Source organism: Clostridium sp. AF29-8BH, assembly GCF_003478145.1.
Classification (GTDB): Bacteria; Bacillota; Clostridia; order Lachnospirales; family Lachnospiraceae; genus Otoolea; species Otoolea fessa.
On record NZ_QUEL01000013.1, the window covers coordinates 38,253 to 65,226 of the forward strand.

16 protein-coding genes, 4 pseudogenes and 1 other annotated feature are annotated in these 26,974 nt (G+C 50.0%); of the genes and pseudogenes, 3 read left to right on the forward strand and 17 right to left on the reverse strand.

Annotated features, from left to right (window positions below):
• Positions 1 to 10: 10 nt before the first annotated feature.
• Both cbiD and DWZ16_RS09215 read right to left on the reverse strand, forming a co-directional pair.
• Positions 11 to 1,243, reverse strand: coding sequence for a cobalt-precorrin-5B (C(1))-methyltransferase CbiD (cbiD, locus tag DWZ16_RS09210; RefSeq protein WP_118468679.1), 1,233 nt, complete (start codon positions 1,241 to 1,243; stop codon positions 11 to 13).
• 323 nt (positions 1,244 to 1,566) lie between these two features.
• On the reverse strand, positions 1,567 to 1,800 hold the full coding sequence (locus tag DWZ16_RS09215) for a hypothetical protein (RefSeq protein ID WP_022358715.1): 234 nt from the start codon (positions 1,798 to 1,800) through the stop codon (positions 1,567 to 1,569).
• A gap of 128 nt (positions 1,801 to 1,928) precedes the next feature.
• Here DWZ16_RS09215 and DWZ16_RS09220 point away from each other — a divergent pair, with 128 nt between their 5' ends.
• Positions 1,929 to 3,344: an alanine/glycine:cation symporter family protein gene (locus DWZ16_RS09220; RefSeq protein ID WP_118472688.1), complete on the forward strand. Its 1,416-nt coding sequence runs from the start codon at positions 1,929 to 1,931 to the stop codon at positions 3,342 to 3,344.
• Positions 3,345 to 3,408: 64 nt separating this feature from the next.
• On the opposite strand, the gene DWZ16_RS09225 is transcribed toward DWZ16_RS09220, so the two are convergent.
• Both DWZ16_RS09225 and DWZ16_RS09230 read right to left on the reverse strand, forming a co-directional pair.
• Positions 3,409 to 4,587, reverse strand: coding sequence for a phosphoribosylaminoimidazolecarboxamide formyltransferase (locus tag DWZ16_RS09225; protein WP_106999982.1), 1,179 nt, complete (start codon positions 4,585 to 4,587; stop codon positions 3,409 to 3,411).
• Positions 4,588 to 4,792: 205 nt separating this feature from the next.
• Positions 4,793 to 5,506, reverse strand: coding sequence for an IMP cyclohydrolase (locus tag DWZ16_RS09230; protein WP_106999983.1), 714 nt, complete (start codon positions 5,504 to 5,506; stop codon positions 4,793 to 4,795).
• Positions 5,507 to 6,085: 579 nt separating this feature from the next.
• On the opposite strand from DWZ16_RS09230, the gene upp reads away from it, so the two are divergent.
• Positions 6,086 to 6,715, forward strand: a complete 630-nt coding sequence (upp, locus tag DWZ16_RS09235) for a uracil phosphoribosyltransferase (RefSeq protein WP_118472689.1) — start codon at positions 6,086 to 6,088, stop codon at positions 6,713 to 6,715.
• Between the two features lie 91 nt (positions 6,716 to 6,806).
• Here upp and DWZ16_RS09240 read toward each other — a convergent pair.
• The 9 genes and pseudogenes from DWZ16_RS09240 to DWZ16_RS09285 form a co-directional block, all read right to left on the reverse strand.
• A pseudogene (locus DWZ16_RS09240) lies at positions 6,807 to 8,763 on the reverse strand (fructose-1,6-bisphosphatase).
• Between the two features lie 292 nt (positions 8,764 to 9,055).
• Complete coding sequence (locus DWZ16_RS09245) at positions 9,056 to 9,538, reverse strand: GNAT family N-acetyltransferase (protein ID WP_107000411.1); 483 nt, start codon at positions 9,536 to 9,538, stop codon at positions 9,056 to 9,058.
• 387 nt (positions 9,539 to 9,925) lie between these two features.
• Positions 9,926 to 12,576, reverse strand: a pseudogene (locus DWZ16_RS09250) (valine--tRNA ligase).
• 110 nt (positions 12,577 to 12,686) lie between these two features.
• Positions 12,687 to 12,878: a DUF6472 family protein gene (locus tag DWZ16_RS09255; protein ID WP_107000412.1), complete on the reverse strand. Its 192-nt coding sequence runs from the start codon at positions 12,876 to 12,878 to the stop codon at positions 12,687 to 12,689.
• Between the two features lie 186 nt (positions 12,879 to 13,064).
• Positions 13,065 to 13,361 (reverse strand) — a binding site (T-box leader).
• Positions 13,362 to 13,528: 167 nt separating this feature from the next.
• Positions 13,529 to 14,461 carry a type IV pilin protein gene (locus DWZ16_RS09260; protein ID WP_233430154.1) on the reverse strand — a complete coding sequence of 311 codons (933 nt, stop codon included), beginning with the start codon at positions 14,459 to 14,461 and terminating at the stop codon, positions 13,529 to 13,531.
• A gap of 189 nt (positions 14,462 to 14,650) precedes the next feature.
• A complete protein-coding gene (locus DWZ16_RS09265; RefSeq protein WP_106999986.1) occupies positions 14,651 to 15,532 on the reverse strand; it encodes a MetQ/NlpA family ABC transporter substrate-binding protein in 882 nt (293 codons plus the stop codon).
• A gap of 111 nt (positions 15,533 to 15,643) precedes the next feature.
• Complete coding sequence (locus DWZ16_RS09275; protein WP_022358729.1) at positions 15,644 to 16,309, reverse strand: methionine ABC transporter permease; 666 nt, start codon at positions 16,307 to 16,309, stop codon at positions 15,644 to 15,646.
• Position 16,310: 1 nt separating this feature from the next.
• On the reverse strand, positions 16,311 to 17,324 hold the full coding sequence (locus DWZ16_RS09280) for a methionine ABC transporter ATP-binding protein (RefSeq protein ID WP_106999987.1): 1,014 nt from the start codon (positions 17,322 to 17,324) through the stop codon (positions 16,311 to 16,313).
• Between the two features lie 425 nt (positions 17,325 to 17,749).
• Complete coding sequence (locus DWZ16_RS09285) at positions 17,750 to 18,841, reverse strand: glycosyltransferase family 2 protein (protein ID WP_106999988.1); 1,092 nt, start codon at positions 18,839 to 18,841, stop codon at positions 17,750 to 17,752.
• Positions 18,842 to 19,147: 306 nt separating this feature from the next.
• Between DWZ16_RS09285 and DWZ16_RS09290 the strand changes: the two are divergent.
• Positions 19,148 to 20,286: pseudogene (locus tag DWZ16_RS09290) on the forward strand (DUF362 domain-containing protein).
• A gap of 113 nt (positions 20,287 to 20,399) precedes the next feature.
• On the opposite strand, the gene DWZ16_RS09295 reads toward DWZ16_RS09290, so the two are convergent.
• The 4 genes and pseudogenes from DWZ16_RS09295 to DWZ16_RS09310 form a co-directional block, all read right to left on the reverse strand.
• A complete protein-coding gene (locus tag DWZ16_RS09295; RefSeq protein ID WP_106999990.1) occupies positions 20,400 to 21,821 on the reverse strand; it encodes a D-alanyl-D-alanine carboxypeptidase family protein in 1,422 nt (473 codons plus the stop codon).
• Positions 21,822 to 22,226: 405 nt separating this feature from the next.
• A pseudogene (locus tag DWZ16_RS09300) lies at positions 22,227 to 23,212 on the reverse strand (diaminopimelate dehydrogenase).
• Between the two features lie 181 nt (positions 23,213 to 23,393).
• Positions 23,394 to 25,259: an ABC transporter ATP-binding protein gene (locus DWZ16_RS09305; RefSeq protein WP_106999992.1), complete on the reverse strand. Its 1,866-nt coding sequence runs from the start codon at positions 25,257 to 25,259 to the stop codon at positions 23,394 to 23,396.
• The gene (locus DWZ16_RS09310) at positions 25,256 to 26,938 is read right to left on the reverse strand and encodes an ABC transporter ATP-binding protein (RefSeq protein ID WP_107000415.1); all 1,683 of its coding nucleotides are present in this window, start codon (positions 26,936 to 26,938) and stop codon (positions 25,256 to 25,258) included. Before DWZ16_RS09310 ends, DWZ16_RS09305 begins: the two co-directional genes overlap by 4 nt.
• Positions 26,939 to 26,974: the final 36 nt, after the last annotated feature.

A 26,974-nucleotide genomic window follows, 5' to 3' on the forward strand; every position in this document is an offset into this window, starting at 1 on the left:
CCTTTTTTATTTAATATTCGAATCTCAACTTTTCGTAATTTATGATTCTTCTATCTATCATTACTTCCATGCCTCTCTCCATCTCCAGCAGCTCTCGCACATACGCATCCGCCCCAGCTGTCCGCGCCATCAGTCCATAATTGCTCGAAAATAGCATTACCTCCGTCTGAACGCCGCTCTCTTCTTCCAATACCGCTTTGACCTGATTCGCCACCTGCTCCATGACCTGTTTCAGATATCCATGTTCATATAGGAAATCTGCCGCTTCCTCAGTCGTATTCATCGGCAGCAGGGCATCTGCCTCCGGAAATCCAACGGTCCGCGCGCATGCAGACAAAATCTCCATCCGTCTGTCACCATACCGGGAATGTGTATTCATCACACCACCTGCCACTTTGACCAGTTTTCCAACATGCCCTGCCAAAAGCGCCTGGTGAATTCCTTCCTGTGAAAGCATTTTAAAGCTGGTCCCGATAAAATTACTGCACTTGATAAAATTTTCCATCGAAAGCCCGGTTTCTTCTTTTAAAAATCGTTCTCCATAATTGCCTGGCGCCACTGCCAGCAGCGAAACATCCTCCTGGGCGTGCACCCGGATATCCAGCCGGATCGTCTCAACCAATGCCGCCTCACTCATCGGGTTCACAATCCCAGTTGTTCCAAGCACCGAGATACCACCGATGATCCCCAGATGCGGGTTAAACGTTTTCTCCGCCAGCTCCCGCCCGGAAGGGATAGAAATCTCAATCCGCAAAGGTATCTCCGGCATGCCCGCCTCCCGGCGTGCCAGAGCTGCCTCCCGGAAAATAGCCGTCCGCGGTACCGGGTTGATCGCGTAATGCCCCACCGGACACGAAAGACCGTCCCGCGTCACCATGCCGATGCCCTCGCCGCCAGTTACCTCAATTCCCGGATACGCCGGGTCTGTGTAACCGCTTTCAGTTATGCTATCATGACAAGCCAGGACGGCCCGTGCACAAACCAATGTTCCATTCGTCACATCCGGATCGTCACCAGAGTCCTTCTGTACACCGCATACTGCGCTATCTTCCTCCCGCTCTGCCCGGACAATCGGCAGAATCGCCCGGACGCCGGAAGGTGTCACTGTCTCTGCCGCCGCAGGTGCTTCCCCTGTGCAGAGAAACAACACCGCCGCTCGCGTACACGCCGCCGCGCAGGTTCCGGTCGTAAATCCGGTTCGAAGTTCCTTTTTTTCATCTGTCTGTTTCTTTTCCGTCTCCATCTGCCTCCCTGTATGCCATTTTCTGCCTGAGGATTCTTCTGTCCATTATAGGAGATTTACACCCGACTTTCAACTTATTACTATTTATCTTTATTTAAAATTCCAGTAACAATCCCTCATTTTCCCCTTGCACTTTCCTCAACTGTGCGGTACAATACGGAATATAAATAAGTAGATTTAATTACATATTCAAGAAATAGTTATTATAAATGTGCAAGGACAGCTAACATGTAAATATAAAAAACCGGAAAGATCTTCTCTTTCCGGCATTTTAAGTCTCACACACTTTAAAACAATACAGTTTTAAACAACAACGTGAAACATTATTTGGTACGGACAACCAGATGGGCATTGACATACTCCCAGGAGTATGTGCCTGCTTTGCCGCCGTCCTCAATGAAAAATGGAGTTACCATCTTGTAGCCTTCATCCATCATCATGGTTGCAGCTTCCAGACATGATTCCTCTTCGTTTTCAAAATCAACATTAATGCATGGATTCTCTTCCATGGAAGGATTGTCCTCATTCGGATCTAAATGTGCAATTGCGTACTGCATATGAATTCTCCTTTTCCTTATGATACTGAGAGTCTGAAAACTCCCTGCCACTCATTATAACTATCTTTCAATCAATCGTCAAGCACCTGCGGGCGCACCTTTACTATATAAAATTTTGGGGTGAAAACATGAATACAATTATCAATTTAATCGAAAAAACCTACTATTTCCTCTGGGGTGACTGGATTCATCTGCCGCTTCCTGGCGGAACAACCATCAACCTGCCGCTTCTGGTTCTTCTGCTCGTCCCGACCGGTATCTTCTGTACTATCCGGACGCGGTTCCTGCAGATCCGAATGCTTCCGGATATGCTGCGCGCGCTGCTGGAAAAGGCCGAAACCGGACACAAAGGTGGCTCTCTCTCCGCACTCCAGGCACTGATCGTGTCAACTGCGACCCGCGTCGGTATGGGAAATCTTGTCGGTATCGTTGCCGCTCTCTCCGCCGGAGGCGCCGGTGCGTTGTTCTGGATGTGGGTAACCGCGCTGCTCGGTTCGGCAACCGCTTTCATCGAGGCGACCTTAGCCCAGCTTCACAAACAGCCGGATCCGCTCTACGGCGGTTACCGCGGCGGTCCTGCTTACTACATTCACGACTGGATCAACAGCAAACGCCAGAAACAGGGCACGCCGGTTTCGAAGAAAAATCTTCTCTCCGTACTGTTTGCGCTCTCCGGTCTGATCTGCTGGTGCGGTATCAGCCAGGTCATCAGTAATTCCGTGACCTCTTCTTTTAAGAATGCATTCGGCATCCCGCCGATCTACTCATGCTTGTTTTTAGTTCTCCTTGCGGCAGTCATCGTTCTTCGGAAAAATGCCTCCGTCAGGGTTCTGGATCTGCTGGTTCCGATCATGGCAGGCATTTACATTATCCTGACCCTGTTTTTAATTATCGTGAACTTCCGCCAGCTTCCAGGCGTTTTTGCCCGCGTTTTTGAGGAAGCACTCGGTCTGCGCCAGGCAATCGCAGGCGGCTTCGGCGCCGTATTGATGAACGGTGTCAAACGGGGACTTTTCTCCAATGAAGCAGGAAGCGGTTCCGCCCCGTGTGCGGCAGCGACGGCAGAAACCTCCCATCCTGCCAAAGTCGGACTGATGCAGGCGATGGGCGTTTTCATCGACACGCTTCTCTGCACCTGTACAGCCATGATCATGCTGCTGGTCCCGGCTGATAAAATCTCCGGTCTGGAGGGCATGGATCTGCTGCAGGCGGCAATGAGCTGGCATTTCGGGGAATTAGGCGTCATTTTCATAGCCGTAATCCTGTGGCTGTTCAGTTTCACTACCTTCATCGGCATCCTCTTCTACGCCCGCTCCAATGTGAGCTACCTCTTCGGAGACACCTGGGCCGCCCAGACGGCGTACAAGATTCTCGCCCTGATCATGATGTTTGTCGGCGGACTGACCGCCTACACCTTTGTCTGGGATCTCGGTGATGTCGGTGTCGGTCTGATGACCGTCTTCAACCTGATCGCGCTGATTCCGATGTCGAAAGAAGCGCTTGTAAGCCTACGGGATTATGAGGCAAAATATAAGAAATCATAGCCACTTTATTTCGAAATAAAAAGGGCGTGTGAAAAACGAGAGTTTTTTCACACGCCCTTTTTCATTAATGATGGAACAGACGGATTCCCGTAAATGCCATTACAATGCCATATTTATTGCAAACCTCGATTACATTGTCATCACGAACCGATCCGCCCGGCTGTGCGATGTACTGAACGCCGCTCTTGTGCGCGCGCTCAATGTTGTCGCCAAATGGGAAGAATGCATCAGAACCAATGGTTACACCCTTCATGCCGTCCAGCCATGCGCGTTTTTCCTCACGGGTAAATACCGGCGGTTTTACCTTGAAAATTTTCTGCCATGCGCCCTCTTCCAGCACATCCATATATTCTTCTCCGATATAAACATCGATCGCATTGTCGCGGTCTGCACGCTTGATTCCATCCACAAACTGAAGATTTAACACCTGCGGAGATTGGCGCAGATACCAGTTGTCGGCTTTCTGACCTGCCAGACGGGTACAATGTACACGGGACTGCTGACCTGCGCCGATACCGATCGCCTGTCCATCCTTCACGTAGCAGACAGAGTTGGACTGTGTATATTTCAGGGTAATCAAAGATACGATCATGTCGATCTTCGCGTTATCCGGCAGCTCTTTATTCTCAGTCACGATATTCTCCAGCAGCTCACGGTTGATTGCCAGATTATTTCTACCCTGCTCAAAGGTCACGCCAAATACCTGTTTGCGCTCCACCGGAGCTGGTACATAATCCGGATCGATTTCAATGACATTGTACTTGCCATTTTTCTTTGATTCCAGAATCTCCAGAGCCTCCTTGGTATATCCCGGAGCAATCACGCCATCCGATACTTCTCTCTTGATGATGCGCGCCGTATCTGCATCGCAGACATCCGACAGAGAAATAAAATCGCCGAAGGAAGACATGCGGTCTGCACCTCGTGCTCTGGCATATGCACACGCAAGCGGAGATAAGTCTCCCATATCATCGACCCAGTAAATCTTACGCATCGTCTCGTCTAACGGAAGTCCTACCGCTGCACCTGCCGGCGAAACATGTTTAAAAGAAGTTGCCGCCGGAAGCCCAGTTGCCTCTTTCAGTTCTCTTACCAGCTGCCAGCCATTGAACGCATCCAGGAAATTGATATATCCCGGTTTGCCGCAAAGTACCTTGATCGGAAGCTCACTGCCGTCCGCCATAAAAATGCGGGACGGTTTCTGGTTCGGGTTGCATCCATATTTTAACTCAAGTTCGTTCATCTTCATTCCTCCTGTATACCCATTTAAACGCATGATTCAAATGCTGTTTCAAGTCGAACGTCCGTGAGACTTGGCGCGTGATTCTGGTCAGCGAGCTGACATATTCTTTACAGAATCACTGCGCATCCTCGCGGAGCGTTTATCTCTGACCTGTTTTCATTTTCAGACGGTTTTTGACTTTTTTTAACTATTTTCCAGTCTGTTCCTACTTATTTTTGTTAATGATCTTCGTCTGTGTCTCTCTGGTCGCAATATCAATATAGCGCACAAACAGAGATACCTTATTATCCGGGTTCAGATTCTCCCAGAGTGTCGCTACAAACTCATCCAGGCTGTCCGGAATCTCGATCTTTTTCGGCTCACCCTCGAAGCTCGGAAGCGGATTGCCGTCGTGCATATAGGTGTGGATGAAATGTCCCTCGCCTGCAACCGGCTTCTCATACGCATATGTATAACGATGGCAGGAATCCGGATTGCCGTCGTTGGATTTCAGAATCGACAGCGCATAGTTGTAACCGCCATCCTCGATATGCAGGATACCGGAAATACGAGGTGTGTAGTTCGGCGCATCCGGCTCAAACTCGCGGCTTCTGAGGGACTGCTCAAAGGTCATCTGGCGATCCATTCCCTCATAAATCGTATCAGTCTGATCGCCGTTGGTCACGATCGTTTTATTTCCCAGCACACGGACCGGTGCATAGATAATCAGACTCGGATCTTCCAGCTTCGCCGGATCAAATGCCTGTGTGCGGATGCCCTCACCTTCTTCTACAAACACACGGTTGCGGCTGTTCTCGCTTCTTCCCATAATAAAGTATGCCGTAACCGCCTTCTTTCCGTCCGGCGTCCGTCCAATGATAATTCCGCGTCCCGGATAAGAATTGTTTTTCAGTTCCTCTGCTATCGATACAGTCTTCATAATGGCAAAGCTTCCTCCTTCATTGTTGTGCAATAATTCACTACTTTATATTTTACCACATTCTATTCTCATTTCCAGTTAGATTTATTGATTTGTTTTCAGAAGTATTGCTTATATATAATACTGGTATTATTTTTTATTCTAATAAACATATAAAAGCACCTGCATTCTTTTACAAATGCTCTGCACTACTTCATGACAAACCGCTCTTTTACCGAGTTACTGTTCACGCATACGTGCCCAGTAACGGAATTTGCCGTGGCTTCGCATTTAAATACGGCAAATTCCTGCTGCCACCACGTTTTCTTACGGCACTTTCAGTTCCAAAAGTGCCTACCCAGGAACAGTAACTTTACCGATGCTTTTTAACAAAATACATCATAAAACAGACTGTTCAATCTGTATAATTCGGTGTATAATTAAAGAAAATATGCCATCAGGGCGATACATTTCACATATGTATACAGATTTTGGGAAATGACGGCATGAAGATAGCACAAAATTCGAAAGCGGTCTGCGCTATGCACCGTTACGAAAAAACGTTCATCATCAAAATTCAAGAAAAGGCAGGTTATGAATATGAAAAATGTAACAATTCTCGATCACCCGTTGATTCAGCACAAGATCTCGCTCCTCCGCAACAAGAACACCGGAACCAACGAATTCCGTTCCCTGACCGATGAGATTGCGATGCTGATGGGCTATGAAGCGCTTCGCGATCTTCCGCTGGAAGATCAGGAAGTAGAAACTCCGATCGAAACCTGCAGCACTCCGATGCTGGCTGGTAAAAAACTTGCCGTTGTCCCGATCTTACGTGCCGGTCTCGGTATGGTAAATGGTATTCTGGCGCTCGTTCCGTCCGCAAAGGTTGGTCACATCGGACTCTACCGCGACGAGATAACCCATGAGCCGCACGAATACTACTGCAAGCTGCCAACCCCGATCGAACTGCGTACCATCGTTGTCACCGACCCGATGCTGGCAACCGGCGGTTCCGCAGTGGAGGCAATCGACTTTATCAAAGCACGCGGCGGAAAGAACATCAAATTCATGGCAATCATCGCTGCTCCGGAAGGATTAAAGAGACTGCATGAGGCACATCCGGATGTCCAGATCTATGTCGGTCATGTCGATCGCTGCCTGAATGAAAACGCTTACATCTGCCCAGGTCTGGGAGATGCAGGGGATCGGATTTTTGGTACGAAATAAATACTATAGCATTCACAAAAAATCGCTCTTCCCTCTTCCGGGTTGAGCGATTTTCCATTTTATCTTTATTTAAAATTTCGTTCTCAAATCGCTATCGCGTAAATTTTTCTGCTATAGCACCGCTATAGTACGCGTTCAGCAATTTTTCCAGATCCTTGATCTTCTCTTTCAGTTCCCGTCCGATATCGGTATCTCCGACACACTTGCGCTCCGGCACCCATTTGACCATACGGCTCTCGGAGTGGATGTCACTCTCCTTTTCGATCGCCGCCTCGGTGGACTCAAACGGATCGTGCGCGGCCAGAATCAGACCGTAGGAGTTGTAAATCAGCGTATACCCCGCGATACCGGTTTCTTTCTGATATGCCCTTGAGAAACCACCGTCGATGACGAGAAGCTTACCGCCGCATTTGAGCGGGCTCTCGCCGTCTTTGGATTTGACCGGGACGTGACCGTTGATGATGTGCGCGCCCTCCGGCTCCAGACCGAATTCACGGAGAATGCGGTCAAGCACTTCCTCATTTTCCAGCATATCGTAATACGGATTTTTTACTTCTTTATGTGTCTCTTTTTCTGCCAGAAAATAGCGCTCAAACGTTGCCATCTTGTCCTTGCCGAACAGCGGGGAATTTTCATTCAGCCAGATATACCACATCATATCCCTGCCTTTTTCCCGCTCTGCCTTATCGACCGCGACAAACCCCTTGCGGACATAATTGTCCAAAATATCGTACAGCGCCTTTCCCTTATATTGCTTGCCGTAGATCTCTACCTCCTTGAAGGTACCGTCCTTATTTAACGGAACGCAGCCATGGTAGAGAAGGTTATTGTTGTATACTTTATAGAGACTTCCCTTCGCCAGCAGAAACTTCATATGCTGCTGCAGCTTCTCGCAGTTCATGAACGCACGTTCCAGACGTTCCATGATATCCGCTTCTTCCGGTGTAAATGCATATGGATCCTTCGGATCCACCGTCGGGAAATTCATATCAAGCATCTTGTACTCTCTGCCATCCATTTCCAGAACGCCGCGTTCAAAATCAATATGATGCAGAAGATTTCGTTTCTCCAGACCAAATTCCGGATGGCGCTTGATGATCTGCCTTCCGCCTTGAACTGGATGATCGAGATCGCCTTGTGCATCTTCTGGTTCATCTCGCGCTCAGACGCACTGTAAGAGTCACTGCCCTTTAACTGGAAGCAGGTGCACGGGTCATCCCCATATGTATTGATCGCAAAGGTTGCCAATGGAAGAAGGTTGATGCCGTAACCATCCTCCAAAATATCCAGGTTTCCATATCTCGCGCAGATACGGATTGCGTTTGCAATACACCCCATCTGTCCCGCTGCCGCGCCCATCCAGAGCACATCGTGATTGCCCCACTGGACATCAATCGAGTGATAGGTCATCATCTTGTCCATGATGATATGCGGTCCCGGACCCCTGTCATAGATATCGCCTACGATATGAAGATGATCGACCGTCAGGCGCTGAATCAGCTCGCTTAGCGCTATAATAAAGCTTTCGCCCGTCCCACACGGACAATCGTCTGGACGATGGCATCGTAGTAGGATTCCTTGTCCTGCAGATCACCGCGCTCAGTCAGAAGTTCTTCCAGCACATAGGCAAATTCCTTCGGAAGCGCCTTGCGGATCTTCGAACGCGTGTACTTGCTCGCTGCCCGGCGGCAGACCGCAATCAGACGATAGAGTGTGATCTTATACCAGTCATCCGGGTTCTTCTCCGTCTGCAGAATCCGGCTCATTTTCTCCGCCGGATAGTAAATAAGGGTTGCCAGTGACTGCTTATCCTGACGGCTCAGGGTATTTCCAAATACATCGTCAATCTTTCGCTTGACGGAACCGGAACCATTTTTCAATACATGAGAAAATGCCTCGTATTCCCCATGGATATCGGTCAGGAAATGTTCCGTTCCTTTCGGCAGATTTAAGATCGATTCCAGATTGATGATCTCCGTCGATGCCGCTGCAATCGTCGGGTAAAGCTCTGCCAGTCGATCCAGATAACGCGCCTGCAATGATTTCATGTTTTCTCTAACCCCTCCTGTTTGCGGACGCCCCTTTTGACCCTTTTTCACCCAATCCCGTGCAGCCTGCTTCCGATGCCCGTTATGCATATAAAACACACGCAAAAGATACACGCAGAAAGATGGAAAAGAATTTGTAATGCTTGTTGCAAACAATTACAAAAAATCGAAATGGCGTCTCATTTTTAATTCTGATACTTGTATCTTATCACACTTCTATTAAAAACGCCATTTCGATTCCTATAATAAGTATTATTAGTATTTGCGGGCAATCACGTATTTCTTCTTAAATTTAAAACTTATACCGCATCTGATACCAGATCACGTTTCCATGCACCGATTCCGAGATCCCCTCATTCACAAATCCAAACTTGGCATAATAGGCTATCAATTTTTCCTTGCACGTCAACACAAGTCCCTTCCTCCCCTGTTTTCTGGCATCCTCGATGGCGCACTGGAGCAACTGTCCCGCATAGCCATGTTTCCGGTATGCCGGGATCGTATTGACACCAAAAATCATCTGCCATGCGCCGTTTTCATCGTGCATTTCTGCCCGTTCGTACATCTCATCCGTCAGATCCGGCTTGTCTGTGACGAAGCCGTCCACAAACGCAATCAGCTTTTCGCCTTCAAACATGAGCCAGAAATGATTTCCATAATACTTAATTCTCTCCTCAAACTCCTCTTTCGTTGCGGCTTCCGCTGCCGGAAAGCATTCTGCTTCCACGGCTGCAATCTGAGCCAGATCTGCTATTGTCGCTGTTCTTATCTCCATAATATCTCGTATAATCCAATTATCCTCGTTCGAGGATAAAAAAATAATCTCCTTTCTCTCTTCAAAGGCATTCGCCCATATAATTCAAGTCGAACGTCCGTGAGACTTGGCGCGTGATTCTGGTCAGCGAAGCTGACATATTCTTTACAGAATCACTGCGCATCCTCGCGGAGCGTTTATCTCAGTCGGAGAATGGACTCCCACTGAGATAAATTTGCTATTACTCACCACCTGAAGAGGTGGGAGTCTTCTCGACTGAGATAAAAAACAGAATAATTTCGGTTCTTTCTTTGCAAATAAGCCAATGCATATAGTTTTCCCCATACACATCGGCTTATTTCACGCATCAGGCGGATCTCTCGATCCTGCCTTTTACTTCATATTCAACTATTTCCGCAGCTGTGCCAGGCGCTCCTGTACCTGTGCCATCATCTGGCGGTATTTCTCCAGCTTCTCGCGCTCTTCGGCAATCTTTGCCTCCGGTGCGCGGCTGACGAACTTTTCATTGCTTAACATACCCTCGGAACGGGCAAGCTCTTTTTTCAGCTTCTCTTCTTCCTTGCTGAGGCGTTCGATCTCTTTGTCCAGATCAACTAACTCTGCAAACGGCATATAGATGGTTGCCTTTGCAGTCACAGCCGATACAGCATCGTCTGCGATTCCGCTCTTGTCCTTCTGAAGAATAACATCGCTCGCATAGCCAAGAGTTGCAAAGAAGACGCGGCTGTGCTCGAAGATGGACAGAACTTCCGGATCTTCAGATACAACGTATACTTTTGCCTTCTTGCTCGGCGGTACGTTCATGGATGTGCGGACACCGCGGATCGCGCGGACTGCATCCTTGATCGTCTCAACTGCCTTCTCTTCCTCTGCAAAGTTCCACTCATCCTTGTAGACCGGCCAGGAAGAAATCATGATGGACGGTTCCTCATCCTGCAGGTTGCAGAAGATTTCCTCGGTAATAAACGGCATATATGGATGCAGCAGTTTCAAGGACTGGATCAGAACCGTTTTCAGGGTCCAGAGTGCAGCTGCCTTGGTGGTATCCTCCTCGGACCAGAGTCTCGGTTTTACCATCTCAATGTACCAGTCACAGAATTCCTCCCAGATGAAATCATAAACCTTCTGGAGGGCGATTCCCAGCTCGTACTTATCCATGTTCTCGGTGACATCTTTTGCCAGCGTGTTGACCTTGGAGAGGATCCAGCGGTCAGCCATCTGCAGGTCAGAAAGTTTTACATCCGTTACCGGCGCTTTCTCAATGTTCATCATGATGAAACGGGATGCATTCCACACCTTGTTTGCAAAGTTGCGACTTGCTTCTACACGCTCCCAGTAGAAACGCATATCGTTGCCCGGTGCGTTACCGGTCATCAGGGTCATACGGAGTGCATCGGCGCCGTACTTGTCGATAACCTCCAGCGGATCGATACCATTTCCAAGGGATTTACTCATCTTACGTCCCTGAGAATCACGTACCAGACCGTGGATCAGGACGGTGTGGAACGGCTCTTTGCCAGTCTGCTCCAGACCGGAGAATACCATACGGATAACCCAGAAGAAAATGATATCGTATCCGGTTACCAGCACGTCGGTCGGATAGAAATATTCATATTCCGGTGTGTCCTTCGGCCAGCCGAGCGTGGAGAACGGCCACAGGGCGGAAGAGAACCAGGTATCCAGCGTGTCCTCATCCTGATGCAGATGGGTGCCGCCGCATTTCGGGCATACCGCCGGTGCACACTTGGCAACGGTCATCTCGCCGCAGTCATCACAATAATATGCCGGAATCCGGTGTCCCCACCAGAGCTGACGGGAAATACACCAGTCACGGATGCCCTCAAGCCAGTGCAGATAGGTCTTTCCAAAGCTCTCCGGAACGAATTTAAGTCTGCCGGATTTAAGTGCCTCTACCGCCGGTTTCGCCATCTCTTCCATCTTGACAAACCACTGCGGTTTTACCATCGGTTCTACGGTTGTGCCGCAGCGGTCGTGGGTACCTACGTTGTGGGAATGCGGAACGACTTTGACTAAAAGTCCCATTTCCTTCAGATCCTCTACCATGGCTTTTCTCGCCTCGTAGCGGTCCATGCCCTGATATTTGCCCGGTACGCTGATGGTTGCATCGTCATTCATGATGCAGATCTCTTCCAGGTTGTGGCGTTTTCCTACCTCAAAGTCGTTCGGGTCATGTGCCGGTGTGATCTTTACGCAGCCGGTACCGAACTCTTTATCTACATACTCATCCGCGATGACCGGAATCTCTCGGTCGGTCAGCGGCAGTTTTAACATCTTGCCTACGATATCCTTGTAGCGCTCATCCTCCGGGTTGACAGCTACCGCAGTATCGCCTAACAGCGTCTCCGGACGGGTGGTTGCGATCTCGACGAAACGTCCCTCTTCGCCGACGATCGGGTAATTGATGTGCCAGAAAAAGCCGTCCTGCTCCTCATGCTCTACCTCGGCATCCGAAATGGAAGTCTGGCAGACCGGGCACCAGTTGATGATACGGGATCCCTTGTAAATATAACCTTTTTCATACAGTCTGGTAAATACTTCCAGAACCGCCTCGGAACAGCCCTCGTCCATCGTGAAACGCTCGCGGTCCCAGTCAGCGGAGGAACCCAGCTTGTGAAGCTGTTTTACGATGCGGCTGCCGTACTCTTCTTTCCACTCCCATGCTTTCTCCAGGAAGCCCTCACGACCCAGATCATGCTTGTCAATGCCCTGCTCTTTCAGCTTGTTGATAACCTTAACCTCCGTTGCGATCGCGCATGGTCGGTACCCGGCTGCCACAGTGCCTCATAGCCCTGCATTCTCTTGTAACGGATCAGGATATCCTGCATGGTGTTATCCAGCGCATGTCCCATATGAAGCTGTCCGGTAATGTTTGGCGGCGGCATCACAATCGTGAACGGCTTCTTACCGTTTCTGCGTCCGCGCTCTGCATCGGCGTGGAAATATTTGCTGTCCAGCCATTTCTGATACAGGCGATCTTCAATATCCGCCGGATTATATGTCTTTTCCAGTTCTTTCATTGATCGATTCTCCTTTTGCGTTTTAACTCATCAAATGCTGTTTATCCCTGCATTCTATCATGAACCGCATCTTGTTTACCTTCATTTCGTGTAATTTCCGATGCAGTTTCTTACATCTGTTTCCGGACAATCTTATACTCATCATCCGTCTGGTAGTACGGGCAGACAAAACGCTGGCTGCTTAAAAATGCCGCCATCTCGTCCTCATCCAGATCTGCCTCGCACAGATAATACCCATAATCATCGTCATAGACATAATTGCCGCACGTGTCACAGCTTGTCAGCGGACCTTGTTTTTTCATCTGTTTTGTCCTTTCCGGAGCGCGTTTCCTATGAAAAAGAATGTGCCTTGGCACATTCTCGCGCCGAGCGCGGTCGCTTGCGACATGTTTCTGCTTCGCGCGAGCGCGCATCCTCGCGGAGCGTTTTTCATTTCATAGGACGTAATTTCCTATGAAATGAAAAAGCCCCTTGCAGACATATCATCTGCAAAGGGCGTCATATACGCGGTACCACCTTAATTCAATCAGGATTTCCATCTGCCGGTGTTTTCTTTGCACACATCCAGATTTTATCCCAATCCTCTTGATTCTATAACGGGAACTCCCGGGATCTCTTATCCACCACTCTCTTTCACACCATTCCTAAGTCATAGCAGAACGCAGTTTTTCAGAAATCCGGCTCCGAAGCTACCTTCCACATCCGTTTCCCGGAACCGTCTCTCAACCTGCGCGGTTCTCTCTGTCAGGGCTTCTATGTGTACTCCTCTTCTTCACTGCCTTTCATTTTTCAGTTCCTTGTTATCATAGAGGTTTTTTAGGAAAATGTCAAGGTTTTCGGCACAGGTTGGTAAATGATATATGCCCGTTACTGGGCACGTATGCGTGAACAGTAACATATGCCCTGGCTTCTCCCACTTTAAAGACGCCCCGCTGTAACAGCCGCACAGCCCCTACTTCGGCAGCGTATCCTTATACTGTGGATACGTCCCATCTGTCACCAGCTTTGCGTATGCATCATATGCCTCCTGCAGATTCTCATACTTTTTATCCTTCGAAAGATATTCCTTATACTGTGTTGGAGTCAGATGACCGGCGATTGCTATATAATTACCAGCTTTATTCACTCGCATAGCGGTAGTTGTTTCTGAAATATAAAACCTTCCATCTGCTGTACTGATAATAACCGGTATCTTCTTTCCTGCACCAACCGAATCTGAGGATATATCTACAGATGTCCAAAATAAATATCGCTTCGACTTATCCTTTGCATCTCCCAGATAGGCCCAGGTTCCCTTTTTTAACAGGCTGTCCTCCTCAATCTTCGCCTGTATCTTGGGAAGCATATTGGATTTTGTACAGTTGGAATCAATTTCAAAATTGTTGTTATCACCCAGCATTTCCAATATGCCGCTGTCATTCAAGGGCGCATGTACATCGCAATTGATATTAAACGCGTATTTCTGTTCCGAACCGCCTGTACCCTTTCCGCTTTTCCAGTTAAAAAGCACTCCCGAATCCGGCCGATAGGAAACTTCACACTCCCCACCCGGAACCGGATAACCAATCCAGTTGGCCGTATCACCCTGATCATTATAATGCATCACTCCACCTATCGTCACCGGGTCATGCGACTGCCATTTTTCTTTTTTCTGCTTCAGCTTTACAACCTTCACTTCATTCTCTGTATCCTCAATCATGACCGCTGCCATAACCTCTGCATATGCAGAACGGACATTGGCAAGATCCGTGGCCTCCCGGCTGGTCTCCAGCTGCCTGGTAAAAATAGGAATAGAAATTGCAGTTAAAATGGAAACTATCGCAACGACTACCAAAAGCTCCGCCAGCGTAAAGCCCTTTTTCCTGTTCTGTATATGAATTTCCATTCTTATCACCCGCCTGTCACCTTTATCTTTTTCTTATTCTATCACATGATTTAAAAAAATTCACGCAAAACATTTTTCATCTGACGCACATTCCCATAAATTGAAAGAAGAGACCTCCGCCTGCGGTTTTCACCGCAAAGCATCCGCCTCTTCCCAATTTCGTTGCTGTAATCAGGTCCCTGCCGTCAATTAAAACAGCGGAACAACCGCTCCATCGTACTTCGTCTCGATAAATTCTTTGATATCATCGCTTGTCAGGACTTCCATCAGAGCTTTTGTCTTGTTGCTCTCCTCGTCACCCTCACGGACTGCTACAACATTTCCGTATGTCTGGGCTGCCAGAGAGTCAGAAGCCTCTACTGCCAGAGCATCGGTTACCTTTAAACCAGCCTCGATTGCGTAGTTGCCGTTGATAACTGCAATATCAGCATCCTGTAAGGAACGCGGAAGCTGTGCTGCCTCAAGTTCTACGATATCCAGGTTCTTCGGGTTCTCCGTAATATCATTGATAGTTGCGGTCAGACCTGCATCCTCTTTCAGTGTCAGAAGACCCTGATCCTGAAGAAGCAGAAGTGCTCTTGCCTCGTTGGTTACATCGTTTGGCACCAGAACCTCTGCGCCGTCAGCCAGCTCATCTAAAGAATCGCTCTTGCCTGCGTAGATGCCGAATGGCTCATAATGGATTGCACCTGCACTTACCAGGTGAGTGCCATTCTCCTCATTGAAGGTATCCAGATATGGTTTGTGCTGGAAGTAGTTTGCATCCAGATCGCCGGACTCCAGTGCGTTGTTCGGCTGTACATAATCAGTATACTCTACGATCTTCAGATCGTAGCCCTTGTCTGCCAGAAGGTCTCTTGCAGCTTCCAGGATCTCAGCATGCGGTGCCGGGCTTGCGCCTACTACCAGCTTCTCCAGATCGCCGTCTGCCTCTTTAGCCTCTGCGGTAGTCTCCTCTGCTGCCTCTGCAGCGGTCTCAGCAGTTGTCTCATTCGAGCTGGAAGAGCAGCCTGCTAAGGATGCAGCTGCCAGCAGTGCCAGGAATGTGGTTCCTAAGAATGATTTTTTCATAGTGATTTCCTCCTCTTTGTGTGTTTAAACAGTTCCTTTAAATTTATATTTCAGAAATGTCCTGCATCTGCCACAGACGATAGGCTGCATTTCATTTCTGTAAATATCTTATTAACGGATTCTCTTATCACTTCTTCTCGAACTCCGCGTAAAGATCTCCTGAATCAGCTGTGCGATAATAACCAGAATCACAACGGTAACCAGCATCATATCTGCCTGATAACGGTGGTATCCATATCGGATCGCCACATCGCCCAGACCACCGGCACCGACGCAGCCTGCCATCGCGGAATATCCGAGGATCGTCGTGATCGAAATCGCCGCGCCAACTAACAGGGACGGCTTGGACTCCGGAAGCAGCACCTTGAAAATAATCTGCCAGGTCGAAGCGCCCATTGATTTTGCTGCTTCTATCACGCCTGCATCAATTTCCTTTAACGATGCCTCTACCATACGGCTGATATACGGGAACGCCGCGATTACCAGCGGTACAACTGCCGCATTTGCTCCGATCGTCTTTCCCACGATCGCGCGGGTCAGCGGCATTACCATCGCTAACAGGATGATAAACGGCACCGAACGGAGCAGGTTGACAATCACGCCCGCCACTTTGTTGAACAGCGGCACCGGACGAATGCCGTCTTTATCGGTTACAACCAGCGCCACGCCGAGCGGGATGCCGATCAAATAAGAAATCAGGGAAGAAAGACCTACCATATATAAGGTTCTCCAGGTCTCTTTTACCAGCATACTGACTGTCTTCGCATCAAATACCATCTTAGCGCACCTCCTCATAGGTCACACCGACCGTTTTTAAATAATTGCAGATACGCCCTGCATCTACCTCGTCCTCCGGGAGCTGCAGAAGCATCTGTCCCATCGCCTTGCCCCCAATATCGTGGGTATCCGCGAGAAGGATATTGACCGGAACCTTGCAGGCTAATACCATATTAGAAATAATTGGCTCCGAAGATTCCTGTCCATTGAAAATAACGCGGATCTGGCGCGCTCTGGCAAAGCTTGTCTTCTGCCCTGCCGTCTCTCCTAGAATCAGCTGCCGCCCAATCTCCGACTTCGGACCGGAGAAAATCTCTGATACCTTGCCAGACTCTGCAATGTGGCTGTGGTCGATGATCGCCACACGGTCACAGATAGACTCAATCACCGCCATCTCATGGGTAATCACGATCACAGTAATGCCGAGTTCGCGGTTAATCTTCTTGAGAAGCTCCAAAATCGATTTTGTCGTATTCGGGTCGAGCGCACTCGTCGCCTCATCGCAAAGCAGCACCTTCGGGTTCGTGGACATCGCACGTGCAATCGCCACACGCTGCTTCTGTCCGCCGGAGAGCTGTGCCGGATATGCCTTCATCCGTTCTTCCAGACCGACTAATTTTAAAAGCTCAGCCGCCCGTTTCTTCGCCTCTGCTTTCGGGACACCGGCAATCTCCATCGGAAAGCACACATTCTGGAGTACATTTCTCTGTGCCAGAAGATTGAACTGCTGGAAAATCATCCCCATCGACTGTCTGGCTTTCCGAATCTCCGACTCCTTCATCATCGACAGGTTCTGTCCCTCAAAAATAACCCGTCCCGCCGTCGGTGTCTCCAGATAATTGATACACCGGACCAGCGTACTCTTTCCCGCACCCGACAGACCGATAATTCCAAAAATCTCACCTTGCAGGATTTCCAGGTTAATATCATCTAACGCGGTCACCGTTCCGTTCGTTGTCTGGAATTGCTTTCCCAGTCCTTCCAGGCAGATGATCGCTTTCTTTCTCTGCTCCATTGTCTTTTCCCCTCTCTTTTTCGAATATACAGCATTGATACCCTGTCGCATAAAAGATGCCACTACTGTTTTTCTGTCACAGGAAGCAGTTAGTGCCTTTTTGTGTCATAAGGAATTCCAAGGAATTTCCTATGACACAAAAAAGCCGCGAATCCAGTACGGATCGCGGCTTCCTATGCTATACTTACAGGTCTATCCGACCAGCCCGTTCCGTCTTTCATGCACACAAATATGGCAGCACATCATACACATGCCGTTCATCATCATATTCATCTGCATGGCTTTACTCTGACGCATCGGACCTGTCCCCTTTCAGCTTATATTCCCTTATTCCTGATAGGAATTATTTGTTTATGAAGATACACCCATTTTCCGGGTTTGTCAAGTGTTTCCTGAATTTTTAAGAGCTATTTTTTAGAGCTATTTCACTCCTGCTCCGGTTTTTGCACAGCTTCTCTTCTTTTTGATGTCTGGAGTTCCCGTGCTTCTGCACGGCTGCGGCGCAAATTTTCTCCTGGCATCTCCTGTTTCCGGCTGCGCCCTTTCTCACGCTCGCGGATGCGATCCGGCGTGCGGCTCTCAATGATATAGCGCGGGCGGTGCTTCGACTCCAGATAAATCTTTCCGACATACTCTCCGACGATTCCGACCGAGAGAAGAAGCAGTCCGCCGATAAACCAGAGCGATACCATCATGCTCGCCCAGCCGGTGATCGTATTGCCCCGGAAGAAATCAACCACCGCCCAGATAAGGAATCCAATACTGACAAAAAATGCCGCAATTCCCATGAACGTAATCATCCGGATCGGCTTTGTGCTCAGCGAAGTGATGCCCTCGATCGCAAAAGCCAGCATCTTTTTCAGCGGATATTTGCTCTCCCCTGCTGCCCGCTCTTTACGGTCATAATATACCACATCGGACGGATAACCGATCATCGGGACAATCCCGCGCAGAAACAGATTGACCTCCGAAAATTCCGCCAGCCCTTCCAGTGCCCTCCGGCTCATCAGGCGGTAATCCGCATGATTATACACGGTGTTCGCTCCCAGCGCATTCATAATCTTATAAAATCCCAGCGCAGTTGTACGCTTAAAAAATGTATCCGTCGCCCTGTGACGGCGCACACCGTACACGATGTCACAGCCAGCCATATACCGCTCGATCATCGCGTCGCATGCGTCCACATCATCCTGCAGATCGGCATCCATCGAGATCGCCGCGTCACACCGCCGTCTCGCCGCCTCAAAAAGCCCGGCTAAAAGCGCGTTCTGATGACCGCGGTTGCGGCTCAGCTTCACACCTGCAAACCGCTCGTCCTTCTCATGGAGTTCCTCGATCAGCTTCCATGTTCTATCCTTCGAACCGTCGTCTACCATCAGCACCCGGCTTCCCGGATGAATCCGGCGGCTGCGGGTTAAATCATCTAATTTTTTACCTAAAAATTCTGCCGTCAATGGCAGAACTTCCTCTTCGTTGTAGCAAGGCACCACGATATAGATAACCGGTGCATTTCTCATACTGTCATCTCCTGCCCGGGTCACTGTCCCTTCTATGCAGACAAGTCCCCTCGTATTTTCAAAAGCAGGTTTCCAGATACAGGTATCTTGCCAGAATCCCCCTGCAGCTGAAATCTGCTTTTTCCGTATTTTCCTATTATATAGGAACTACATTAAAAAGAAAAGTAAATTTTTGACACATCCACCCGATTCCGGTATAATAGAATTGATATTTTTATCACTTTACTATTACTCGCCACCTAAAGAGGTGGGCGTCTTCTCGACTGAGAAAAAATCAAAAAAAGCCATCTATCAGGAGGTATTCATATGTCAAAAAACGAAAAAGCAAAGGTATATTTTACAGATTTCCACACCATTGCATTTGGCGACGGTCTCCCTACCAAATTAAAAAAACTGATCCGTAAAGCGGGATCGGTTCCATCGATATGGATGGTAAATTTGTCGCTATCAAGATGCACTTTGGTGAACTTGGAAATATCAGTTATCTGCGTCCGAATTATGCCAAAGCCGTTGTTGATGTCATCAAAGAGCTGGGCGGCAAACCATTTTTAACAGACTGCAATACGATGTATCCAGGCAGCCGCAAGAATGCGCTCGAGCACCTGGAATGCGCCTGGGAAAACGGATTTACCCCGTTGACTGTTGGATGTCCAATCATCATCGGTGATGGATTAAAAGGCACCGATGACATCGCTGTTCCGGTGGCCGGAGGCGAATACATCAAAGAAGCTAAGATCGGCCGCGCCGTCATGGACGCCGATGTCTTTATCAGCCTGACCCATTTCAAGGGACATGAGATGACCGGCTTCGGCGGTACGATCAAAAATATCGGCATGGGCTGCGGTTCTCGCGCCGGTAAGACCGATCAGCACAGCAGTGGAAAACCACACGTCAAGGAAAAGCTCTGCCGGGGCTGCCGCCGCTGTCAGAAGGAATGTGCCAACGGCGGTCTCGTTTTCGATGAAGCCTCCAGAAAAATGCACGTGGATGCTGAGCACTGCGTCGGCTGCGGACGGTGTCTCGGCGCCTGCAATTTTGACGCAATCGAATTTGACAACAACGCAGCCAACGAGCTGTTAAACTGCCGTATGGCGGAATACACAAAAGCCGTTGTGGATGGACGTCCAAACTTCCATATTTCCCTGGTCGTTGACGTCTCCCCGAACTGCGACTGCCACGGTGAAAATGACGTACCGATCCTTCCAAATCTTGGTATGTTTGCTTCTTTCGATCCGCTGGCACTCGATCAGGCCTGTGTGGACGCCTGTCTGGCCGCTGCTCCGATGCCGGGCAGCCAGCTTGCAAAACATCTTGCTGATCCGGATTTCCACGATCACCATGACCATTTCACAAATTCCACACCAGAATCTGAGTGGAAAAGCTGCCTGGCACACGCGGAGAAGATCGGTCTGGGAAGCCGGGAGTATGAATTGATCACACTATAATAACATCACCCCCATTTGCCAGCTATGCCGCCGGTCTTTTTGCGACCGCAGAGCTGTGAAAAACGGAGCCGCCCCGGTCTTTTCTGCCGGTCGGCTCCGTTTTATTCTCTTCTTTATTTCTGAATCCAGACACCATTCGCATCGACTCTATATCCGTCCGGTGTCGTTCCATTGACAAACAATGCTCCGTCAGCACTCACATAATACCAGTATCCATTCGTCTGAATCCAGCGGCTCTTCGCCATAGCCCCGCTTTCGGTATAATAATAATGCCAGGAGCCGTCTACCATCTGCCAGTCACGCGCCATCCACGCATCCGCATGGAAATAGTATGTCTCTCCCTTGATCAGTAGACTCTCATTTGCCGCGTAGGTTCCGTTTGCTTTCAGGTATTTCCATTCATTTCCAAACTGCTGCCACGCACCGTCGCCCTGAGCAGCTGTATTGCCAGCTCCAGAGCTACCCGGTCCGCCCTGACTGCCGGAAGACGAGGTATTTGTGCTGGTCGTATTGCCGGACGGCTTGCTGGAATTTGACGTACCGTTGTTCGCCGCATCCGATACCGAGGTGTTCGTGCCAGCCGGTGTGCCGGATGCGCTTCCCGCCACTGCAAAACCATAGTCCAGCAGCTTCTTCGTATCGTCATAATGGGTCTGCGAACTCTTTAAAATAACTGCAATCAGGCGCACGCCATTTCGCTCTGCACACGTTACCAGCGTGTTGCCTGCCAGGGAGGTATAACCGGTCTTTCCGCCTATGATTCCCTCATAGTACTGGGAATTTGCCGGATTGAGCATCTTATGTCCAATCGTAAGCGTCCGCACCGTCGGCACGCTGGCAGTCGCCGGGAAATCGTAATGCAGGGTCGATGCAACCTGACGCACCGTCGCATTATTGAATGCAGCATTTGCAATCAGCGCCATATCATGTGCGGTTGTAAAATGGTTTGCATTGTTCAGACCATTCGGATTTGCAAAATGCGTATGCGTGCATCCTAAGGACGCTGCTTTCTCATTCATCTTATCCGCAAACGCGCTGACACTGCCGGACACATGCTCCGCCAGTCCGTTTGCCACCTCATTTGCCGATTTTAAAAGCAGACCATAGAGACAGTCCTTAACCGTAAAGGTATCGCCCGCCTTGACCTGCAACGTCACCGCGCCCGATTCCAGATTCGAAACTGCCGTCTGGGAAAAGGTTACCGTATCACTCAGATTACAGTTTTCCGCTACCAGAAGCGCCGTCATCAGCTTCGTGATGCTGGCTGGATAATACTGCGTATCCGCATTCTTGGAAAACAGGAACTGGTTGTGCGTCGCATCATAGAGCACTGCGCCCTGCGCTGCCACCGTCGGCTGAGCTGCATTCTGTGAAGTAACCGTTGCTCCCGAAGGAACTGCGCCGGAGACCGTGCCTCCTGCCGCCTGTCCCGGACCGGTCGCCCCGTCTGTCGCAGCAAATGCCGTCCATGACACAGACATCATAAGTGCCATTCCCAGGCAGAGGGAACGCACGGATTTTTTCCATTTATTCATCGTATATTGTCCTTCCTGTATGTATTTTCGCTTTTCTCCTACCCGCCAGCTCCCGCAAACGTAAAGTTACGTTCACTCATTGCGCGGACTTTAACGGATTTTGCCAGTGCTGCGCAGGTACAAATCATGCCAATCTGTCTTACATTTTACTTCATTTTAAGCGACAATACAAGTTGAAAGGAAAATTTGAAATTATTACAATTTTATTACAAAAACAGGTAGCCGAAGGACATTCAGCTCCTCCAGCTACCGCTTGATTCTTTTTGTATCTTCTCTTTAAATCGTTGACCAGCTTCTCCGGTTTCCAGTTAACGCCGCCTTTGCATACGCCGTGCGTCACAAAATCCATCTTGTCATGCAGATCTTCTGCATTCCAGACGCTTTCTACTTTTATTTAATAAATTTTTACAGATACTTCTTCCGCAGATCTGCCCCACTCTCTGCCGACAGATATGCCGGTGCCACATCAAAGACGGTCTTGCAGCCTTTCTGGCCTTCCTGGTTCATCTTGTATGCCGCGCGTGCGTATGCCACGATGATAGAGGAAGTAAATTCCGGGTTGGAATCCAGCTTTAAGCTGTACTCGATGATATGGTGGTTCTCTTTGTTCCAGCCGGTCTTGCCGCTGCGGAGTACGAAACCGCCGTGCGGGAGACGGTTGTGGTCGCGTTTCAGTTCTTCTTCAGTAATAAAATGAACCGTCGTGTCATAATCAGAGAAGTAGTTCGGCATGGTCTTGATCTCGTTCTCGATCTTTGCCAGATCCGCGCCCTCTTCTGCCACAACAAAGCACTCTCTGGTGTGTTTTTCACGGGTGGTCAGCTCTGGGCTGCTGCCGCTTCTGACTGCCTCCAGTGCACTCTCAACCGGGATTGTGTACTGTCTGGCATCCTTGACGCCCTCGATCCGGCGGATCGCATCGGAATGTCCCTGCTGACGCCCTTGCCCCAAAACGTATAATTTTCGCCCTCCGGCAGGCAGGCAGCTGCATAGAGACGGTTCAGGGAGAACATACCCGGATCCCAGCCAACGGAAATGATACCGACCTTGCCGGATTTCTGTGCGGACTCATCGACTGCTGCGAAATGCTCCGGAATCTTTGCATGTGTATCGAAGCTGTCCACTACGTTAAACCACTGTGCATATTTCGGGGTCTGGATCGGCAGATCCGTTGCTGAACCGCCGCAGAGAATCAAAACGTCAATCTCGTCTTTCTTCGCCTCCGCCTCATCTACATGATAAACCGGTACGCCCTCGGTCAGGATCTTAACCGTTTCCGGCGCACGCCGTGTAAATACTGCTCTCAGTTCCATATCCGGATTCTGGCGGATCGCACACTCCACGCCGCGTCCCAGATTTCCATATCCTAAAATTCCAACTCGGATACTCATAGATATTCCTCCTAACGGTACAAAATTTGCCACGGATCCGGCTCTATTTTCCAGCTTACGCGATCCGATTTTACTTAAAAATTTCAAGTGTTCCCATTATACACTAGATCCATCCGTTTTTCAATATAGGTGAGTTCACGCGTACAGGAAACAAATTCTCATTTAATTCTCAACGAAAGCCTTATTCCAGCTCCTTCATTCCGGTATACAGCTCAAAATACCGCCCTTTCTGCGCCAGCAGATCTTCATGGTCGCCGCGCTCAATGATCTGCCCGTGCTCCAGCACCATGATCGCATTGGCGTTGCGGACTGTCGAAAGCCGGTGGGCGATGACAAAGGTCGTCCGGTCCGCCATCAGCCGGTCCATGCCGTGCTCGATGTGCTTCTCCGTCCGCGTATCGACCGAACTCGTCGCCTCATCCAGAATCAGGATCGGTGCTTTAGAAACTGCTGCCCGCGCAATGTTTAATAGCTGGCGCTGTCCCTGGCTTAAGTTTGCACCGTCGCCCTCCAGCATCGTGTCATACCCATCCGGCAGACGCATGATAAAGGAATGCGCCGATGCCGTTTTTGCCGCCTCAACAACTTCTTCATCCGTGGCATCCAGCCGCCCGTATCGAATATTTTCCCGTACCGTGCCGGTAAAAAGATGCGTATCCTGCAGAACCATCGCGATATTTTCCCGCAGCTCCTTCCGGTGCATCCGGCGGACATCGACGCCGTCCACCGTGATCGAGCCGCCCTGTATATCATAAAAACGGTTGATCAGATTCGTGATCGTCGTTTTTCCGGCTCCCGTCGAACCGACAAAGGCGATCTTCTGTCCCGGCTTCGCATAGAGCGAAATATCCTTCAAAATCACCTGCCCCGGCTCATAGCCGAAAGTCACATGGTCAAGCACCACCTCACCGCGGATCGGCGCGATCGAAACCGCATCCGACGCATCTGCCGCCTCTGGTTCTGCATCCAGCACTGCAAACACGCGCTCCGCGCCTGCCAGCGCCGAAAATACGTTTCCAACCTGCATGGAAAGCTCGTTGATCGGTCTGGAAAATTGCCGCGAAAAACCTAAAAATACGGTCAGTCCACCGACATCAAAGTTCCGGAACACACAGAGCAGACCGCCAATGCAGGCTGTCAGTCCATAATTTAACTGGCTTAAATTGTTCATGACCGGTCCCATCACACCGCCGAAAAACTGCGCCCGGATCTGTTTTTCTTTCAGATCCGCATTGAGCCATCCAAATTCTTCCTCTGCGATCTCCTCATGGCAGAATACCTTGACGACCTTCTGCCCCTGCACGGTCTCCTCAATATAGCCGTTCATCGCGCCAAGCGCCGCCTGCTGGGCAGAGAAATATTTCTGGCTCCGTCCGGCAACAAATTTACCGGCACGCAGCATCACCGGCATCATGGCAAGCGTAATCACCGTCAGCCACACGTTCGTGTAAATCATCAGCACCAGCGTTCCCACAATACTGAGTGCGCCGGATAAAAGCTGCACCAGCGTACTGCTGAGCATCATGCCGATCGTATCCACATCGTTTGTAAAACGGCTCATCAGATCGCCGTTGCTGCCGGTATCATAAAACCGAAGCGGAAGCGTCTGCATATGGTTAAACAGCTCTTCCCGCAGCCGCTGCAGCGCGTTTTGCGCCACCTGCAGCATGATGCGCGACTGCATATAGGAAGCGGCAACGCTGACTAAATAAACCGCTCCCATCACGCACAGGGAACGGAACAGCCCCGCCACATCGCCCCGGCTGCCATCTAAAGGCACAATATACCGATTGATGATCGGGCGCAGCATATAGGCGCCCACCAGATTCGTCACCGTCCCCAGGATCACACAGAAAAAGGCGGCTGTCATCGCCATCCGGTCGCGTTTTAAGTATGAAAGCAGGCGCAGCATCGTCTGACCGCCCGCCTTGGGCTTTCCGCCCTTCATGACCGCCATCCGTTCCGGTCCCCGGCGGCGTTTCGGCGCGTCGGCTATGCGGCTGCCATATCGGCGTTTCAGGCTTTCAATCTGTTTTTCATCCATCATGCCATCCCCTCCCCGTCTGCCCGTTTTCCATATTGCGTCTCATAGATCTCCCGGTACGCCTCACAGGATGCCAGCAGCTTCTCCTGTGTTCCCTCTCCGATAATCCTGCCGTCCTCAAGGACGAGAATCCGATCCGCGTATTCCAGCGAACTCAGCCGCTGTGCGATAATAAATTTCGTCGTATCTTTCAAATCTTCCCGGAATGCCGTCCGGATCGCCGCCTCCGTTGCCGTATCGACCGCACTGGTGCTGTCGTCGAGAATCAGGATCTTCGGCTTCTTTAAGAGTGCCCTTGCGATGCACAGCCGTTGTTTCTGACCGCCAGATACATTGACGCCGCCCTGTCCCATCTCCGTTTTGTAGCCTTCGGCAAACGAATTCACAAAGGAATCTGCCTGCGCATACACTGCTGCCCGCCGCACTTCTTCCTCCGTCGCCGTCTCATCACCCCAGCGCAGGTTTTCCTCGATCGTGCCGGAAAACAGGACGTTTTTCTGTAAAACCATGCCAACGCCGTCCCGGAGATTTTTCAGGGAATACTCCCGCACATCGATACCATCCACCCGCACACTCCCCTCTGTCACATCATAGAGGCGGGGAATCAGCTGTACCAGCGACGTTTTTCCGCTTCCGGTCGCACCGAGGATGCCGATCGTCTCTCCCGGCTCTGCCGTCAGGCTGATGTGGGATAGAACCGGCTCACCGCCTTCGCGGTATGAAAAGGAAACATCCTTAAATTCCACGCGTCCTTTCTCAACCTTCCGGTCCTTCTGTGATGCATTTTCATCGCTCAGATCAATCGGCTCATCCAGCACCTCATCGATTCGCCGGATGGACGCCATCGCGCGGGAACTCTGCAAAAATACCATTGAGAGCATCATAAGTGACATCAGAATCTGTACAATGTAGGTCGTAAATGCCGTCAGATCCCCGACCGCCATCCGTCCGCCGATAATCAGGTTTCCGCCGAACCAGACAACTGCCAGTGTCGTCACATTCATCGCGAACATCATGACCGGCATCGTCGCAATTACGATCTTCAGCGCCCGCAGCCCTGCCTCCTTGAGCTCCCGGTTCGTGTCGGCAAACCGCTTTTCCTCGTAGTCTTCCCGCACAAAGGATTTCACCACCCGCACGTTCGTCAGCACCTCCTGGATGCCGCTATTGAGCGTATCCAGCGCTTTCTGCATGGCTGTAAACCGCGGGTAGGCAGTCCGTAGGATCCAGACGATCGCCGCCGTCAGAAGCGGAATCACCACCAGGATGACAGCTGCCAGTTCCGCATTCATCCAGAATGCCATCACAAGCGCCCCCAGGAACATGCCCGGCGCGCGCAGCATCATCCGAAGTCCCATCATAATCAGGTTCTGTACCTGCTGGATATCGTTCGTCAGACGGGTTACCAGCGATCCCGTGCTGAACGTATCGATATTTTTAAATGAAAACTGCTGCACTCTGGCAAATAAGTCGCGGCGCAGATCGCTGGTAAAGGAAATCGACGCCTTCGCTGCAAAATATGCCCCCAGAATGCCGCCTGCCGCCATCAAAAAGGAGGTAATCGCCATCACAAGTCCCATTTTGAGAATGTATCCGCCGTCTTTCTGCGCCACGCCATGGTTAATAATCATCGACATAAATTTGGGCAGCAGAATCTCACCCAGCACCTCCGTTACCATCATGAGCGGTCCCAGAATAAAGGCGCTCTTATATGGCAG

Excerpts from the sequence above, each read along its gene's own strand:
- cbiD (WP_118468679.1), bottom strand. The coding sequence starts at position 1,243 with ATGGAGACGGAAAAGAAACAGACAGATGAAAAAAAGGAACTTCGAACC.
- DWZ16_RS09215 (WP_022358715.1), bottom strand. The coding sequence starts at position 1,800 with ATGCAGTACGCAATTGCACATTTAGATCCGAATGAGGACAATCCTTCC.
- DWZ16_RS09220 (WP_118472688.1), top strand. The coding sequence starts at position 1,929 with ATGAATACAATTATCAATTTAATCGAAAAAACCTACTATTTCCTCTGG.
- DWZ16_RS09225 (WP_106999982.1), bottom strand. The coding sequence starts at position 4,587 with ATGAACGAACTTGAGTTAAAATATGGATGCAACCCGAACCAGAAACCG.
- DWZ16_RS09230 (WP_106999983.1), bottom strand. The coding sequence starts at position 5,506 with ATGAAGACTGTATCGATAGCAGAGGAACTGAAAAACAATTCTTATCCG.
- upp (WP_118472689.1), top strand. The coding sequence starts at position 6,086 with ATGAAAAATGTAACAATTCTCGATCACCCGTTGATTCAGCACAAGATC.
- DWZ16_RS09245 (WP_107000411.1), bottom strand. The coding sequence starts at position 9,538 with ATGGAGATAAGAACAGCGACAATAGCAGATCTGGCTCAGATTGCAGCC.
- DWZ16_RS09255 (WP_107000412.1), bottom strand. The coding sequence starts at position 12,878 with ATGAAAAAACAAGGTCCGCTGACAAGCTGTGACACGTGCGGCAATTAT.
- DWZ16_RS09260 (WP_233430154.1), bottom strand. The coding sequence starts at position 14,461 with ATGGAAATTCATATACAGAACAGGAAAAAGGGCTTTACGCTGGCGGAG.
- DWZ16_RS09265 (WP_106999986.1), bottom strand. The coding sequence starts at position 15,532 with ATGAAAAAATCATTCTTAGGAACCACATTCCTGGCACTGCTGGCAGCT.
- DWZ16_RS09275 (WP_022358729.1), bottom strand. The coding sequence starts at position 16,309 with ATGGTATTTGATGCGAAGACAGTCAGTATGCTGGTAAAAGAGACCTGG.
- DWZ16_RS09280 (WP_106999987.1), bottom strand. The coding sequence starts at position 17,324 with ATGGAGCAGAGAAAGAAAGCGATCATCTGCCTGGAAGGACTGGGAAAG.
- DWZ16_RS09285 (WP_106999988.1), bottom strand. The coding sequence starts at position 18,841 with ATGAGAAATGCACCGGTTATCTATATCGTGGTGCCTTGCTACAACGAA.
- DWZ16_RS09295 (WP_106999990.1), bottom strand. The coding sequence starts at position 21,821 with ATGAATAAATGGAAAAAATCCGTGCGTTCCCTCTGCCTGGGAATGGCA.
- DWZ16_RS09305 (WP_106999992.1), bottom strand. The coding sequence starts at position 25,259 with ATGATGGATGAAAAACAGATTGAAAGCCTGAAACGCCGATATGGCAGC.
- DWZ16_RS09310 (WP_107000415.1), bottom strand. The coding sequence starts at position 26,938 with ATGATGGTAACGGAGGTGCTGGGTGAGATTCTGCTGCCCAAATTTATG.